This is a genomic window from Novosphingobium guangzhouense (assembly GCF_002896965.1).
Classification (GTDB): domain Bacteria; phylum Pseudomonadota; class Alphaproteobacteria; order Sphingomonadales; family Sphingomonadaceae; genus Novosphingobium; species Novosphingobium guangzhouense.
Map to the genome: position 1 here is coordinate 37,823 of NZ_LYMM01000073.1, position 14,901 is coordinate 52,723.

Sequence of the window (14,901 nt, forward strand, 5' to 3'; positions counted from 1 at the left end):
CCAGCCTAGCATCGGCCGGGCACGCAACGAAGCGCTGCGTTGCGCAAGGGCCGCTTCACCTTTCGTCAGTCGTGCTCGCGGCCGCCCGCGCCCATGTAGAGTTCGCTGCCGGATTCGCGGAACACCTTGCTCATCTCGGCCATGCCTGCCTCGGCTTCCTCTGCGGCGACGAAGGTTTCCATCGGCTGGTTCTGCTTTGCGGCAAAGTCGCGCACTTCCTGGCTGATCTTCATCGAGCAGAACTTGGGGCCACACATCGAACAGAAATGGGCGGACTTGGCGCCTTCGGCGGGCAGCGTCTGGTCGTGGTACTGTTCGGCCGTATCGGGATCGAGCGACAGGTTGAACTGGTCGCGCCAGCGGAATTCGAAACGGGCGCGGGAAAGCGCATCGTCGCGCACCTTGGCGGCCGGGTGGCCCTTGGCCAGATCGGCGGCGTGGGCGGCCAGCTTGTAGGTGACGACGCCGACCTTCACGTCATCGCGGTCCGGCAGGCCAAGGTGCTCCTTGGGCGTGACGTAGCAGAGCATCGCCGTGCCGTACCAGCCGATCATGGCCGCGCCGATGCCACTGGTGATGTGATCGTAACCCGGCGCGATGTCGGTGACGAGCGGCCCGAGGGTGTAGAACGGCGCTTCGCCGCAGGCCTCAAGCTGCTTGTCCATGTTCTCCTTGACCTTGTGCATCGGCACATGGCCTGGCCCCTCGATCATCACCTGAACGTCCTGCTCCCAGGCGCGTTTGGTCAATTCGCCAAGGGTATAGAGTTCGGCGAACTGCGCTTCGTCATTGGCGTCCGCGATCGAGCCGGGGCGCAGACCATCGCCCAGCGAGTAGGCGACGTCGTAGGCCTTCATGATCTCGGTGATCTCGTCGAAGCGTTCGTAGAGGAACGATTCCTTGTGATGGGCAAGGCACCACTTGGCCATGATCGAGCCGCCGCGGCTGACGATGCCGGTCACGCGCTTCGCCGCCAGCGGCACGAAGGGCAGCCGGACGCCGGCGTGGATCGTGAAATAGTCCACGCCCTGCTCGGCCTGTTCGATCAGCGTGTCGCGGAAGACTTCCCAGGTCAGGTCTTCCGCAATGCCGCCGACCTTTTCCAGCGCCTGATAGATCGGCACGGTTCCGATGGGGACGGGGCTGTTGCGGATGATCCATTCGCGGGTGTCGTGGATGTTGCGGCCGGTGGACAGGTCCATCACCGTGTCCGCGCCCCAGCGGATCGACCAGACCATCTTGTCGACCTCGCTCGCCACGTCCGAGGCGACGGCGGAGTTGCCGATATTGGCGTTGATCTTGACCAGGAAGTTGCGGCCGATCGCCATCGGCTCGCTTTCGGGGTGGTTGATGTTGGAGGGGATGATCGCCCGGCCGCGCGCCACTTCCTCGCGCACGAATTCGGGCGTTACGTAGTCGGGGATCGCCGCGCCCCAGTCTTGCCCGTCGCGCGCATATTCCTTCAGCATAGCGCGCCCAAGGTTCTCGCGTGTCGCGACGTATTCCATCTCCGGCGTGATGATGCCCCGGCGGGCATAATGCATCTGGCTGACGTTCGCGCCCGCCCGTGCACGCAGCGGCCGCTTTACCACGTTGGGGAAGGCCGGGACGCCACCAGAGCGATCGGGGCCAAGCTGGCCATTGTCCTCCGGCTTAACCTCGCGCGCGGCGTATTCTTCAACGTCGCCGCGCGCCATGATCCATTCGCGGCGCTTGGCGGCCAGACCGGCGGCGATGTCAATGGTGACATCCGGATCGGTGTAGGGGCCGGACGTGTCATAGACCCGCACCGGAGCTTCGCCGCTGCCGGGTTCAAGGTGAATTTCACGCATGGCGACCCCGAGGGGACCGACATGGATCTTCCTCGACCCGCGAATGGGTCCGGTGGTTACGCCTATTTCCAGCTTGGAGTTGATGTCTGCCATGGATTGCCTCTCTTCTTTCCATGGGACGGAAAAAGAGACGGACTGCGGGCTTTGATTTGCATTCAAACCCGACGCTCCACTTCCTCCGCCCGTGCTAACGGGTTCAGGTTCGACGGGTCTTGTGGAGCATACCCACAACTCTCAGCCACTTGCTGGCTCCCCGGGGACGGCGCCACGATAGACGCGGGGTTTGGCTGGGTCTAGAGGCTTGCGACCATGCCGATGCTCTATCGCCTCGACGCCGCAGCGCTTGCGGTTGCCCGCCATTTCGGAGCGGAAGCGGGCAACGATCCGTGGGCCGGCGGCCACGTCGCGCCGGGGCAGTTCGCGCCGGTCATCACCGCCGGCAGAGAAGCGATCGCCGGCCCGCGCCCGCAATATCGCACCCCGCGCCGGATGATCCCGCGCCTGTGGGGTGTACCGCCGCCTCCCTCGGTCCATGAACAGCGCGGCATCCTGAGCGTGCGCAATCTGGAAAGCCCGTTCTGGATCGGCAACTTGCGCAACAGCGAATTCCGCTGCCTGATCCCGGCCACCGCCTTCATGGAATGGGGCCGTCCTTCGCCCGCCGACGGCAAGCGCCGCCAGTGCTGGTTCTCCTGCGCCGACCAGCCGGTCTTCGCCATGGCGGCGGTCTGGAAGGACAGCGAGATCCCCTCGTTCGCGCTTCTCGCCTGCGCCGCGAACGCCGCGCTCAAGGCTGAGGGGCGTGAAACGATGCCGGTGATCCTGCCGCCCGATCCGGCGGTGCAGGACATATGGCTGCGCGGCGGGTGGGACCGGGCGAAAGCGCTTGTCCAGCCTTATTCCTCATCGCTGCTGGACATGCGCTGAGCCGATGGCCGGGTCGCTCGACACGCTGCTGGATGAGATTCGCGCCTGCCGCATTTGTGAAAAGGGGCTTGGTTTCGAACCTCGCCCTTTCGTTGCGGCCAGCCCATCGGCCCGCCTGCTGATCATCGGGCAGGCGCCGGGCAGCAAGGTCCACGCCAGCGGCATCGGCTGGGACGACGACAGCGGCGATCGTCTGCGCGGCTGGCTGGGGCTCGGCAAGGCGGCATTCTACGACACCGCAAGGGTCGCGCAGATGCCTTCGGGCTTCTGCTATCCGGGCAAGGCGGAGGGCGGCGACAAGCCACCCCGCCCCGAATGCGCCCCGCGCTGGCACGCCCCGCTGCTGGCCCTGCTGCCCAACGTGCGGCTGACGCTGCTGGTCGGGCAATATGCGCAGAAGCGCTATCTGCCGCGCCGCTTCGCGCCCAACCTTACCGAAACGGTAAGGCAATGGCGGGAAGCGCCGAATGGTCTGTTTCCCCTGCCGCACCCGGCCTGGCGCAGTCGGCTATGGATGGCGAAGCACCCGTGGTTTGAAGCGGAAGTGCTGCCAGACCTGCGCCGCCGGGTGTCGGAGGCAATCGCCTAGAACGTGTAGGCCACGCCTGCCCCTACGACCCACTGGTTGGCATCGCCGCGCAATGCGGTGAACGGCGTGCGCTTGCCGTCGTTCAACATGCGCGAATAGTTGGCCACGCCGAACACCGAAAGGCCCCCGTCCCGCACATCGCCAGAAAGGTCATAGGCCATCAGCAGCGAGGTATTCACGCTGTCCCAGCCGCCCTTGGCATCGAAGCGCGGCAAGCCGCTTGCCGTGCTCTGCGCCGGGTTCACCGAGTAATAATAGCGCGCGAAATCGTCATCAACATGACGGGCACTGACCGCAACCACGGTTATCAGCGCCGGGCTGAGCGGCGTGGTGTAACTGATCGCGGGGGACCAGGTCATGCCCTTGTGCGCCCCGTTCACATCCCACTTCACGTCGGAGGACAGCGTCAGCGAATCGAAATCGTGGAGCACCTTGTACTTGGTCACGCCCGCAGTGACGCCGACCTCGATCGCCGGATCAAGCTTGCCCGCCGCGCGAACGACATCGTCCTTGATGCGCCGATTGCGGTTGAACGATACGGTCGCAACAGGGCCGAGCGAAAAGCCCAGGCCCGAATTCCTGCTATCCGGGATGAAATCCAGCGCCACGCCTGCAACGCGCGGGTTTATGTCCACGCCCTTGAAATGCCCTTTCACAAGCGGCACCGGAGAGAGCACATAATCGTCCGAACCGCGATAGCTGGGCACATAGACCCCACCAACGCCGACCGTCAGATAATCGCCGTCCAGAACGTTCTCCGTCGGCTGCGAGGATGGGGCTTCCTGCGCGAAAACCGGGGTGGAAAGCAGCACGGCGCCTGCGGCCGAAACCTGGAAAACTGCGCGTAAATACATAGAAGCCCTCAAGAATGCTTTGAGGACCAACGCATTTCATCAGGCAGGGTTGCCAGATCGATATGACTTCAGGATGCGGGCAGGGTTTCGTTACCGTCCCCAAGGCGGCGCTGCATCAGGAAAACATCGATCCACTGACCGTGTTTCCAGCCCGCCGCCGTCAGCGTGCCGACCGGCAGGAACCCCGCGCGGGCATGCAGGACGACCGATGCCGGCTCAGACGCGGCAATGACGGCGAAAGCCTGCCGGAAGCCGCGCTTCTCGCATTCCCCCAGCAGCGCCTGCAGCAGAGCGCTGCCGATCCCCCGGTTCAGGCTGCCCTGACAGACGTAGATCGTCGTCTCGACACTGTACAGATAGCCCGCGCGCGGGCCATACCGCTGCGCGAAACCGAAGGCCAGCACGCGGCCGTCATCGTCGCGCGTGACAAGGAAAGGATAGCCACCCTTGATAAGCTCGCGCATCCTCCGCTCCGATTCCGCCGCATCCGGTGGGTCGGTTTCGAACGTCGCCGTGCTTTCCAGCACGTAATGCGCGTAAATTTCGGCTATTGCGGCCGCATCCCCCGGTGCGGCGTCGCAAACGGTCAATTGCCCTGTCATCGTCACGAGCATGCAGTAAAGAGAGCGGCCTGCCAAGTTGCAGCAATCGTTCGCAATGCCTAAACAGCGCCGCGATGCAGCAAAAATCCGCCGATCCGCCCCATTTCAACCTCTCGATACTCGGTGGGGGGCTTGCCGGAGGACTGATTGCGCTTGCCTTCGCGGCTCGACGACCGGACTTGCGCGTCGCTATATTCGAGCGCGGCCAACACCTTGGCGGCAATCACGTGTGGTCCTTCTTCGCCAGCGACCTGCCCGACGGCGCAGAGGCTCTGCTGGACCCGATTATCGCCGCCCGCTGGGACAGCGGCTACGACGTGCGCTTTCCCGGCGCACAACGGCACCTGAAGACGCCCTACCGCAGCGCAACGGGCGCCAGGCTTGACGAGGCGGTGCGCGCCGCCCTGCCCGCTCGGCACATCTTCACCGGCGCCGAAGTGGAGCACGCCGAAGCCACCAGCCTCACCCTGAAGGACGGTCGCCGCTTCACCGCCGGGGCCGTGATCGACGCAAGGGGCAGCCGGGGGATGCCGCACATGGCAGGCGGCTGGCAGAAGTTCGTCGGCCAGTCGCTGCGCCTTGCCGTACCCCATGGACTGACGCGCCCGGTGGTGATGGACGCCGCCGTGGAGCAGATCGACGGCTACCGCTTCGTCTACTGCCTGCCCTTCTCCGCCACCGAGGTCTTCGTCGAGGACACGTATTATTCGGACGGCCCCGCGCTGGACCTTGCCGCCCTGCGCGCCCGCATCGTGGACTATGCGCGGTCGCAGGGCTGGCAGGTGGACAACGTCGCCTACGAGGAAACCGGCGTACTGCCGGTCATCGCGGAAGGGGATTTCGAGGCGTTCTGGCGCGAAGGCGGCGCCCTGCCGCGCGCCGGAACCCGCGCCGCGCTGTGCCACCCGCTGACATCCTACTCGATTCCCGATGCGGTAAGATTTGCACTTTACCTGAGCAGCCTCGACAATCTCTCAGGCTCCGCCCTATTGAGGACAAGTCATGACAGGGCCGCACAGCACTGGCGCCAGGGGCGCTTCTATCGAATGTTGAGCCGTATGCTCTTCGGCGCGGCCGCCGGGCCGGAGCGCTGGCGCATGCTTGCGCGCTTCTACACCCTGCCCGAAGCACTGGTCGAACGCTTCTACGCAGGCCAGTCGACGCCGCTCGACATGGCGCGGGTGCTGGCCGGAAAGCCGCCGGTGCCGGTGGCTGCCGCGCTGGCCAGCCTGACCGGGCGCGGGCGTGTCCTGGCTGACCTTGGGGCGCCTGACCTCGGAGCGGCTGACCTTGGAGCCGTATCATGAAGCGGGCCTGCGTCATCGGCGCCGGATTCGGCGGCCTTGCCCTTGCGGTTCGCCTGCAAAGCGCGGGCATCGCCACCACGCTGGTCGAAGCGCGCGACAAGGTGGGCGGCCGCGCCTATTCGTGGACGCGCGACGGTTTCACGTTCGACGCCGGCCCCACCGTGGTCACCGACCCGGAATGCCTGCGCGAGCTGTGGAAGCTTTCAGGCCACGACATCGCCGATGACGTGACGCTGATGCCGGTCATGCCGTTCTACCGCCTCAACTGGACCGACGGCGTGACGTTCGACTATTCGAACGACGAGGGCCTGCTGCGCCGCGAAATCGCCCGCGTCGCGCCGGGCGACCTTGCCGGGTACGAGGAATTCGAGCGCTACGCCGCCGGGGTCTGGCAGGAAGGCTACGTCAAGCTGGGGCACGAAGCGTTTCTCGACTTTTCCAGCATGATCAAGGCCGCCCCGGCGCTGGCCCGTTATCAGGCGTGGCGTTCGGTCTATTCGATGGTTTCGCACTACGTTAAGGACGAGCATCTGCGCCAGGCGCTCTCGTTCCACACCCTGCTGGTGGGCGGCAATCCGATGACCACCAGCGCGATCTACGCCCTGATCCACAAGCTGGAAAAGGACGGTGGCGTATGGTGGACCAGGGGCGGGACCAACAAGCTGGCGCAGGGCATGGCGAACCTGTTCGAACGCCTTGGCGGCACGCTGCGGGTGGGCGACAAGGTGCGGCAGGTCCACACCATCGGTGACCGGGTGACCGAAGTGGAATGCGAAAGCGGCTGGCGCGAACGCTTCGATGCGGTCGCCTCCAACGGTGATCTCATGCATACATACGCCACCCTGCTGGGCGATACCCCCCGCGGCAGCGACATGGCCAAAAGCCTTGCGAAAAAGCGCTTCTCGCCCAGCCTGTTCGTGGTCCATTTCGGGCTGGAGGGCACATGGCCCGGCATCCCGCACCATTCGATCCTGTTCGGACCGCGCTACAAGGGCCTGCTTGAAGATATCTTCGAGCATGGCGTGCTGCCGCGCGATTTCTCGATCTACCTCCACCATCCCACCGTCACCGATCCGTCGATGGCGCCGCCGGGCAAGAGCACGTTCTACGCGCTCGTCCCCGTCGCCAACATGGGCAAGCTGCCGATCGACTGGGCAGAAGTCGGCCCGGTTCTGGAGCAGCGGGTCATCGCCGAAGTCGGCCGCCGCCTGATCCCCGACATCGAGGACCGCATCGTCACCCGCTTCCACTATGCCCCGCCCGATTTCGAGACGGACCTTGGCGCGTGGAAGGGCAATGCCTTCAGCCTTGAACCGATCCTGACGCAGAGCGCGTTCTTCCGCGGCCACAACCGCGACGACAAGCTGAAGAACCTGTACCTCGTCGGTGCAGGCACCCATCCGGGCGCGGGGATTCCCGGCGTCGTCGGCAGCGCCAAGGCCACTGCAAAGCTGATGCTGGAAGATCTCAAGTGAGCCGGGCCGGCAAAGGCAGGGAAATCCACGCCCTCAACGCCGCATGGGGCTGGGCCGGGGTGCGGTTTGCCGAAATGGTCGCGCACAGCCTGATGGGCCACATGCTGGTCACCGACGATACGGGCGCGTTCCACTACGTCGATCCCGATCTGGGCGAAGTCACCCGCCTTGGCACCGAAGCGGAGGCCAAGGCTTATCTGGCGCGCGACGAAACGCAGGCGATCTGGCGCGCCGATGCCCTTGTCGATGCGGCGGCAAAGCGGCTAGGGGCACCCGCATTGGGCGAGGTCTACAGCCTCACCCCGCAGGCGCTCGTCGCCGGGGATTATGCTCACGAAAATCTGGTGCGGATCGATTTCGTCCGCCTCATCCAAATCACGGGTGATCTCGCCCGCCAGACGCGCGATCTTCCCGAAGGCGCGCTGGTAAACATCAAGGTAGTTGACTGACATGAAGCGTCTCGCCGTCTACTGCGGCTCCGCCACTCCCGCCGATCCCCGCTACGTCCAGCTGGCCGCAGACGTCGGCACCGCGCTGGCCACGCAGGGCATCGGCGTCGTCTATGGCGGCGGTCGCCTTGGCCTGATGGGTGCCGTCGCCGGTGCCGCACTGGCGGCGGGCGGCGAATGCATCGGCGTCATCCCCGAAGCGCTGACCGGCAAGGACGGCAAGGGCGGAGAAGTCGCCAACTACGATTGCGAACTGACGATCGTGAAGACCATGCACGAACGCAAGGCAGCCTTCACCGAACTGTCCGACGGCTTCCTGGTCCTGCCCGGCGGCGTGGGCACCATGGACGAACTGTGGGAGGCGGTAAGCTGGGCGCAGCTGGGCTATCACAACAAGCCGGTCGGCGTGCTCAACGCCTTCGGGTTCTACGATGGGCTGCTGGCCTTCAACCGCCACATGGCCGAAGTCGGCTTCGTGCGCCCGGCACATCAGGGCATCCTGCTGGCCGACACCGAACTGGCCCCGCTGCTCGACCGGATGCACGCGCACCAGCCGATCGTGCCGATCGTCAACATGGACCCGAATACGCTGTGAGCTTCACAGTTGGCGACTGAGAACCTTCTGGAGACCGTCGTGCGCGAGGGTGATCGCGCACGGCGATCCGCCCTCGTCGCCGAGGCGCATGAGTCCATCCGGCGCGGGTCGAAAAGCTTCGCCGCCGCCAGCCGCCTGTTCGATCGCGAAACCCGCGAACGCGTGTGGCTGCTCTACGCGTGGTGCCGCGCCTGCGACGATATCGCGGACGAGCAGGACCATGGAGGCATTTCCACGCCCGGCAAGCTCGATCCCGAATCGCGCCTTGCCACGATCCGCACCCTGACCGAACTGGCGATGGCCGGGGAGGCAACCGGGTCGCCCGCTTTCGATGCGCTGGGCCAGCTGATGCGCGAAACGCCCGTCACCCCCGCCATGGTGGAGGACGTGCTGGCCGGTTTCGCGCTCGACGCCGCCGAATGGCGGCCGCGCACAGAAGCGGACATGCTGCGCTACTGCTACCACGTGGCAGGCGCGGTGGGGGTGATGATGGCCGCCGTGATGGGGGTTCCCGCCGACGACGAAGACACGCTCGACCGCGCCTGCGACCTTGGCATCGCCTTCCAGCTTGCCAACATCGTGCGCGACGTTTGGGAAGATGACGCCAACGGGCGCTGCTATCTGCCGGTCGAATGGCTGGTGGAGGCCGACATCCCCCCCGGCGAAATCACCAAGCCCCACTATCGCCGTGCCCTTGTCCCCCAGGTCGCCCGTGCCTGCGCCCTGGCCCGCCAGTACGAAGCCTCAGCCCGCGTCGGCGCGGCGCGGCTGGCCTTCCGCCAGCGCTGGGCGGTGCTTTCGGCGGCCGGCATATACGGCGGCATCGCGCGCGAAGTGGAGCGGCTTGGCGCCCATGCCTGGGACCACCGCGCGCGGGTGAGCATGCCGCAAAAGCTGCGCCTGATCGCCTGTGCCTTCTTCGAGGCCCGGCGCGATCCCGCTCCTGCGCCGGTGCCTGAACGCTCCCGCCGCGAACTGGCAGCGCGCCTCTAAGCAATATCCCGGAAACAAATCCGCAGAGCCCGGCGTTACTCCCGCACACATCTTTCGGGAGCAACATCCATGCTATTCACCATCGCCGCCATTCTCGTCGTGCTCTGGCTGCTCGGGCTGGTGGTCTTCAAGGTTTCGGGCGCGCTGATCCACCTGCTGCTGGTGATCGCCATCGTCGTCGGCCTCGTGCAGCTGTTCCGCGGCCGCAGAGCCTAGTTTAACCCCGGCCGCGTCGCTCCCGCCGTCATCAGTGCCTGAAACTCAGTGCCTGAATCTCAATGACTGACGGGCGGGGGCGCATTGCGGTAGAATTCGGGCGGGTTCAGACGGCGGAACAGCCGTCCCCGCTCGGAATAGAGCACCAGCACCAGCGCGATGCCGCCGCACATTACCATGGCTGCCATGATCGGCCGCGCGGTGCCGTCGTAGGCCTGCCCGATCAGCGAACCCAGCGTCGCCCCCAGCACCATCCGCACGAACGCCATCACCGACGCCGCTGCCCCCGCGATCCGCGCGAAGGGCTGCAGCGAAATCGCCTGGAAGTTCGAACCGATGAAGCTGAGCATGCACATCGACAGCGTCATCAGCGGCAGGAAGGTCCACAGCCCCTCTCCCCGCATCGCCAGCGCCAGATGGATCGCGCCCAGCGCGATGTAGCCCAGCAGCGCTGCATGCGACACGCGCCGCGCGCCGAACCGCTCGACGATGCGGGCATTGGCGAAGTTGGTGCAGGCCATCACCAGCGCCATGCAGCCGAAGATCACCGGGAACATCGTGCCCGCCCCGAAATGTTCGCCCACGAGCTGCTGCGCGCTGTTGATGTAGCCGAACAGCGCGCCCTGCACGAAAGCCGCGCCCAGGAAGTAGCCGAAGGACGCGCGCTCCTTCAGCGCCAGCCCCATGTTCCCCGCGATCACGCCTAGGCGCACCGGCTGGCGGAAATCGGGGTGCAGCGTTTCGGGCAGGCGTACCCAGGCCCAGATGAACACGCAGGCCGCCAGCCCGCCCATGATCCCGAAGATCCAGCGCCACCCTGCAAACAGCAGCACCGTCTGCCCCAGCATCGGCGCGATCATCGGCACGACCATGAAAGTCATCGCGATCAGCGACTGGCTGCGCGCCATGCGATCGCCTTCGAACCGGTCGCGCAGGATCGTCATCGGCATGACGATCATCGCGGAAGTGACGAAGCCCATCACCCCGCGCGCGATCAGCAGCAGTTCGAAACTGGCCGAAACCGCACAGACCATGGACAGCAGCACGTAGGACGTGATCGCCGTCAGCACCACCGGACGACGCCCGAAACGGTCCGCCAGCGCCCCCGGAAACAGCGATCCCAGTCCCGAGCAGATCAGGAACACGCCGACAATCAGCTGCCGCTGGTTGGGGTCGGTCAGCCGCAGGTCCGTGCTGATCGCACCCAGCGCAGGCAGCATGACGTCGATCGCCAGCGCCTGAAGCGCCTGGAACGATGCCATCATGACGACGAATTCAAGCTCCCCCATAGGGAACTTGTCGGGACGGGGTGCGGGGGAAGTCATGCGCTTGCGCATGGCGCAGTTGCACGGGGTTGGCCAGCGAAAATCAGCTGGCCATGGCGCATTCCGCCGCATCCGGCCTATATGATGTTTCATGTTTTCGCAGGACGATCAGCACCCCGGATCGCGGGAGGACGAGGCCGACGGCCTGCGCAAGATCATCCACGTCGACATGGATGCCTTCTATGCCAGCGTCGAACAGCGCGACGATCCCTCGATCCGCGGGCTGCCCGTTGCGGTGGGCGGATCTTCAGGGCGCGGCGTGGTGGCGGCGGCGAGTTATGAAGCGCGCAAGTTCGGTGTCCGCTCGGCCATGCCGTCCTCCCGTGCGGTGCGGCTGTGCCCCGATCTGGTGTTCCGCAAGCCCCGCTTCGAGGTGTACCGCGAAGTCAGCCAGCAGATCCGCGCGATCTTCCTCGACTATACGCCCCACGTCGAACCGCTGTCGCTCGACGAGGCGTACCTTGACGTTACCGCAGACCTCAAAGGCATCGGCTCTGCCACCCGCATTGCGCAGGAAATCCGCCGCCGGATCAAGGCCGACACGCAGCTGACCGCCAGCGCCGGGGTGTCCTACAACAAGTTCCTCGCCAAGCTGGCCAGCGACCAGAACAAGCCGGACGGCCTGTGCGTCATCCGCCCCGGCGAGGGGGCGCAGTTCGTGGCGGGGCTGCCGGTGCGGCGCTTTCACGGCGTCGGCCCGCGCGGGGCGGAGAAGATGGCGCGCCTTGGCATAGAGACGGGCGCCGATCTTGCGCGCAAGGATCTGGCCTTTCTGCGCGCCAACTTCGGCAGTTTCGCCGAATACCTGTTCCGTGCCGCACGCGGCGTGGACTTGCGCCAGGTCCGCGCCGACCGGCCGCGCAAGTCGGTGGGCGGCGAACGCACCTTCTTCGAGAACATCGACGATCCGGTGACCTTGCGCGAAACGATGGACCACATCGTCGACGTGGTATGGGAACGCATCGAACGGTCCGGCGCGCGCGGGCGCACGGTGACGATGAAGCTGCGCTATGCCGATTTCCAGACCCTTACCCGCGCCCGCTCGCTCCACCATTTCGTGGCGGACAAGGCCGAATTCGCCGTGATCGGCCACGCGCTTCTGGAAGACCACCTGCCCCTGCCCCAGCCGATCCGCCTGATGGGCCTGACGCTTTCGGCGCTGGAGCAGCGCGAGGAGCACGCCCGCCCCGCAAAGGATGGCCAGTTGTCGCTGCTGTAAGGAGTAAAAATGGAAGGGCGGCTCCCGCGGGGGAGCCGCCCTTGACCGGGGACACACACCTGAAACGTGCAATGCGGCCGCAAGTTCCAGCCTTGCGCCTTATCTTCCCGCCGAAATTGCTTTCTGCCGGCGGCGCTGCACCGAACTGCCCAGCCCGATCGCCTCGCGGTACTTGGCCACGGTGCGCCGGGCGAGTTCGAAGCCCTTGCCCTTCAGCAGATCCACCAGCGCATCGTCGGAAAGGATCGCCTTGGGATCTTCGGCATCGATCAGTTGCCGGATCGCCGCCTTGACCGCTTCGGCCGAAGCCCCGCCCTCTCCATCGGCGGAGGCGACGCCGGAGCTGAAGAAGTATTTCAGTTCGTAAGTGCCGCGCGGGCAGTTGAGGAACTTGTTCGAGGTGACGCGGCTGACGGTCGATTCGTGCATGCCGATCGCTTCCGCCACCGCCCGCAGCGTCAGCGGGCGAAGGTGCGCAACGCCGTGGCGGAAGAACCCGTCCTGCTGCTTCACAAGTTCTGCGGCAACCTTCAGGATCGTCTTCTGGCGCTGGTCCAGCGCCTTGATCAGCCAGTTCGCGTCGGCCAGCTTGTCAGACAGCCACGCGCGCGATGCCTTGTCGTCGCACTCGCCCTTGAGTTCGACGTAGTAGCCGCGATTGACGATCAGGCGCGGCAGCGTCGCCTGATTGAGCGCGATGGACCAGCCGCCGTCGGCGCCGGGCGTTACAAGGATATCGGGCGTCACCGCGCCGCTCGGCTCCCCGCCGAAACGCAGGCCGGGCTTGGGATCGTAGCCGCGCAGTTCGGCCAGCATATCGGCGAAATCCTCGTCATCCACCCCGCAGATGCGCTTGAGGCGGGCAAGGTCGCCGCGCGCCAGCAGATCGAGGTTGTCGATCAACTTCGCCATCAGCGGGTCATAGCGATCCGCCTCGCGCGCCTGCAGGGCGATGCATTCCGACAACGATCGCGCGCCCACGCCCGTCGGGTCGAGCGACTGGACGAGCGCCAGCGCCTCTTCCATCTCGCCGGGGCCCACGCCCAGATCGCCCGCCAGTTCGGCAAGCGGCACGGGCAGGTATCCCGCCTCGTCCAGCTGGCCGATGATGTAGCGCGCCACGCCCTCGGTAAACGGATCGCGCGATGCCGCACCGACCTGCGCCTCCAGATGTTCGGACAAGGTGCCGTCCAGCGCGGGGCGATCATCGATGCCGGGGCCGTCCTCGCCCCCGCCCGCAGCGGCCAGCCGCAAGTCCGCGCCCCATCCATCGTCGCGCACGGCGCCGTCGCCGGTATCGCGATCGCGATCGAGCGAGGAGGCATCGATATCCAGCGGCCGATCGTCCGCCCCGCGCCCCTCTCCGATCAGGCGGTCGACGCCGGAACTTTCCAGAGCCGTGGAGCGCGCTTGCGCAGGTGCCTCTACAGCCTCTGTCGCCGGGGCGGGGCCCTGAGCGCCTACATCGAGCAGCGGATTGCCGTCGAGCGCTTCGCCGATGAAGGTTTCGATCTCAAGATTGGACAGCGCCAGCAGCTTGATCGCCTGCTGAAGCTGCGGCGTCATCACCAGCGACTGGCTCTGCCTGAGATCCAGGCGTGGCCCCAGAGCCATGGATCAGCGCCCCGAGAAGGGCTGCCTCACAGCGTGAAGCCTTCACCCAGGTAGAGACGCCGCACGTTCTCGTCCGCCACCAGTGCTTCGGGGCTGCCTGCGAAGAGCACCTGCCCGCCGTAGATGATGCAGGCGCGGTCGACGATATCCAGCGTTTCACGCACGTTATGGTCGGTGATCAGCACCCCGATCCCGCGCGTTTTCAGGTCTTTGACCAGATGGCGGATGTCCGAGATCGACAGCGGATCGATGCCCGCGAACGGTTCGTCCAGCAGCATGATCGAAGGCTTGGCCGCCAGCGCGCGGGCAATTTCACAACGCCGGCGTTCGCCGCCCGAAAGCGCCATCGCCGGGCTGGAGCGCAGCCGCGTAAGGCCGAATTCGTCAAGCAGCCGATCCAGTTCCGCCTGCCGCAGATCGCGGTCCGGCTCATTCAGTTCAAGCACGGCGCCGATGTTCTGTTCCACCGTCAGGCCCCGGAAGATCGAGGTTTCCTGCGGCAGATAGCCAAGGCCAAGGATCGCGCGGCGGTACATCGGCAGGCGGGTAACGTCGACGCCGTCCATCAGGATGCGCCCCGAATCCGGCCGGACCAGCCCCATGATCGAATAGAAGCACGTCGTCTTGCCCGCGCCGTTCGGGCCAAGCAGGCCCAGCACTTCGCCCTTGGCCACCGAAAGCGAGATATCGGTAAGCACCGCGCGCTTGTCGTAGCTTTTGGCGATGGAGATGACCTCAAGGCCGCCACGCTCCGCCAGAAGTTCGGAGTCGGTGGCTGCGGGGCCGTGATCCTGCTGAAGTTCTGCCGTCATTGCCGGGCACTTACCGCAGGCAGGCACACCCCCGCAAGACGGCATTTCCGCTTAGGCGACCCACTTGGCAGGTTTCGTGCATGACTCGCAGA

At 65.8% G+C, this 14,901-nt stretch carries 15 protein-coding genes; 9 read left to right on the forward strand and 6 right to left on the reverse strand.

Annotated elements, in window-relative coordinates; genetic code table 11:
• Positions 1-65: 65 nt before the first annotated feature.
• The gene (gene thiC, locus A8V01_RS22945; protein WP_103098581.1) at positions 66-1,925 is read right to left on the reverse strand and encodes a phosphomethylpyrimidine synthase ThiC; all 1,860 of its coding nucleotides are present in this window, start codon (positions 1,923-1,925) and stop codon (positions 66-68) included.
• A 216-nt stretch (positions 1,926-2,141) separates the two neighbouring features.
• Between thiC and A8V01_RS22950 the strand changes: the two genes are divergently transcribed.
• On the forward strand, positions 2,142-2,759 hold the full coding sequence (locus A8V01_RS22950) for an SOS response-associated peptidase family protein (protein ID WP_103098582.1): 618 nt from the start codon (positions 2,142-2,144) through the stop codon (positions 2,757-2,759).
• A gap of 4 nt (positions 2,760-2,763) precedes the next feature.
• Positions 2,764-3,348, forward strand: a complete 585-nt coding sequence (locus A8V01_RS22955; protein ID WP_103098583.1) for a uracil-DNA glycosylase family protein — start codon at positions 2,764-2,766, stop codon at positions 3,346-3,348.
• Here the strand turns inward: A8V01_RS22955 and A8V01_RS22960 are convergent.
• Entirely contained in the window at positions 3,345-4,202 is an 858-nt protein-coding gene (locus A8V01_RS22960) for a MipA/OmpV family protein (RefSeq protein WP_103098584.1), read from the reverse strand. The genes A8V01_RS22955 and A8V01_RS22960 overlap by 4 nt on opposite strands.
• A 68-nt stretch (positions 4,203-4,270) precedes the next feature.
• Entirely contained in the window at positions 4,271-4,804 is a 534-nt protein-coding gene (locus tag A8V01_RS22965; protein ID WP_103098773.1) for a GNAT family N-acetyltransferase, read from the reverse strand.
• 74 nt (positions 4,805-4,878) lie between these two features.
• Here A8V01_RS22965 and crtY point away from each other — a divergent pair, with 74 nt between their 5' ends.
• The 6 genes from crtY to A8V01_RS22995 all read left to right on the forward strand — a co-directional run bounded on the left by crtY (position 4,879) and on the right by A8V01_RS22995 (position 9,839).
• Positions 4,879-6,111: a lycopene beta-cyclase CrtY gene (gene crtY / locus A8V01_RS22970; RefSeq protein ID WP_103098585.1), complete on the forward strand. Its 1,233-nt coding sequence runs from the start codon at positions 4,879-4,881 to the stop codon at positions 6,109-6,111.
• Positions 6,108-7,586 (forward strand): phytoene desaturase, encoded by a 1,479-nt coding sequence (locus A8V01_RS22975; protein ID WP_103098586.1) that lies wholly within the window; start codon positions 6,108-6,110, stop codon positions 7,584-7,586. Before crtY ends, A8V01_RS22975 begins: the two co-directional genes overlap by 4 nt.
• Positions 7,583-8,035 (forward strand): hypothetical protein, encoded by a 453-nt coding sequence (locus A8V01_RS22980; protein ID WP_103098587.1) that lies wholly within the window; start codon positions 7,583-7,585, stop codon positions 8,033-8,035. Before A8V01_RS22975 ends, A8V01_RS22980 begins: the two co-directional genes overlap by 4 nt.
• A 1-nt stretch (position 8,036) precedes the next feature.
• Positions 8,037-8,630: an LOG family protein gene (locus tag A8V01_RS22985; RefSeq protein WP_103098588.1), complete on the forward strand. Its 594-nt coding sequence runs from the start codon at positions 8,037-8,039 to the stop codon at positions 8,628-8,630.
• A gap of 9 nt (positions 8,631-8,639) precedes the next feature.
• On the forward strand, positions 8,640-9,623 hold the full coding sequence (locus A8V01_RS22990; RefSeq protein ID WP_245892786.1) for a phytoene/squalene synthase family protein: 984 nt from the start codon (positions 8,640-8,642) through the stop codon (positions 9,621-9,623).
• Between the two features lie 69 nt (positions 9,624-9,692).
• On the forward strand, positions 9,693-9,839 hold the full coding sequence (locus A8V01_RS22995; protein ID WP_103098589.1) for a lmo0937 family membrane protein: 147 nt from the start codon (positions 9,693-9,695) through the stop codon (positions 9,837-9,839).
• Positions 9,840-9,898: 59 nt separating this feature from the next.
• Here the strand turns inward: A8V01_RS22995 and A8V01_RS23000 are convergent, their stop codons facing one another.
• Positions 9,899-11,164: a multidrug effflux MFS transporter gene (locus A8V01_RS23000; RefSeq protein WP_245892787.1), complete on the reverse strand. Its 1,266-nt coding sequence runs from the start codon at positions 11,162-11,164 to the stop codon at positions 9,899-9,901.
• 91 nt (positions 11,165-11,255) lie between these two features.
• Here A8V01_RS23000 and dinB point away from each other — a divergent pair, with 91 nt between their 5' ends.
• On the forward strand, positions 11,256-12,383 hold the full coding sequence (gene dinB / locus A8V01_RS23005) for a DNA polymerase IV (protein WP_103098591.1): 1,128 nt from the start codon (positions 11,256-11,258) through the stop codon (positions 12,381-12,383).
• Between the two features lie 99 nt (positions 12,384-12,482).
• On the opposite strand, the gene rpoN is transcribed toward dinB, so the two are convergent.
• Together rpoN and lptB are read right to left on the reverse strand one after the other, a co-directional pair.
• Positions 12,483-13,997 (reverse strand): RNA polymerase factor sigma-54, encoded by a 1,515-nt coding sequence (gene rpoN, locus A8V01_RS23010; RefSeq protein ID WP_103098592.1) that lies wholly within the window; start codon positions 13,995-13,997, stop codon positions 12,483-12,485.
• A gap of 26 nt (positions 13,998-14,023) precedes the next feature.
• A complete protein-coding gene (lptB, locus tag A8V01_RS23015; RefSeq protein WP_103098593.1) occupies positions 14,024-14,809 on the reverse strand; it encodes an LPS export ABC transporter ATP-binding protein in 786 nt (261 codons plus the stop codon).
• Positions 14,810-14,901 lie beyond the last annotated feature (92 nt).

Excerpts from the sequence above, each read along its gene's own strand:
- dinB (WP_103098591.1), top strand. The coding sequence starts at position 11,256 with ATGTTTTCGCAGGACGATCAGCACCCCGGATCGCGGGAGGACGAGGCC.
- A8V01_RS22985 (WP_103098588.1), top strand. The coding sequence starts at position 8,037 with ATGAAGCGTCTCGCCGTCTACTGCGGCTCCGCCACTCCCGCCGATCCC.
- A8V01_RS22950 (WP_103098582.1), top strand. The coding sequence starts at position 2,142 with ATGCCGATGCTCTATCGCCTCGACGCCGCAGCGCTTGCGGTTGCCCGC.
- A8V01_RS22975 (WP_103098586.1), top strand. The coding sequence starts at position 6,108 with ATGAAGCGGGCCTGCGTCATCGGCGCCGGATTCGGCGGCCTTGCCCTT.
- A8V01_RS22955 (WP_103098583.1), top strand. The coding sequence starts at position 2,764 with ATGGCCGGGTCGCTCGACACGCTGCTGGATGAGATTCGCGCCTGCCGC.
- crtY (WP_103098585.1), top strand. The coding sequence starts at position 4,879 with ATGCAGCAAAAATCCGCCGATCCGCCCCATTTCAACCTCTCGATACTC.
- thiC (WP_103098581.1), bottom strand. The coding sequence starts at position 1,925 with ATGGCAGACATCAACTCCAAGCTGGAAATAGGCGTAACCACCGGACCC.
- A8V01_RS23000 (WP_245892787.1), bottom strand. The coding sequence starts at position 11,164 with ATGACTTCCCCCGCACCCCGTCCCGACAAGTTCCCTATGGGGGAGCTT.
- A8V01_RS22965 (WP_103098773.1), bottom strand. The coding sequence starts at position 4,804 with ATGACAGGGCAATTGACCGTTTGCGACGCCGCACCGGGGGATGCGGCC.
- lptB (WP_103098593.1), bottom strand. The coding sequence starts at position 14,809 with ATGACGGCAGAACTTCAGCAGGATCACGGCCCCGCAGCCACCGACTCC.
- A8V01_RS22995 (WP_103098589.1), top strand. The coding sequence starts at position 9,693 with ATGCTATTCACCATCGCCGCCATTCTCGTCGTGCTCTGGCTGCTCGGG.
- rpoN (WP_103098592.1), bottom strand. The coding sequence starts at position 13,997 with ATGGCTCTGGGGCCACGCCTGGATCTCAGGCAGAGCCAGTCGCTGGTG.
- A8V01_RS22960 (WP_103098584.1), bottom strand. The coding sequence starts at position 4,202 with ATGTATTTACGCGCAGTTTTCCAGGTTTCGGCCGCAGGCGCCGTGCTG.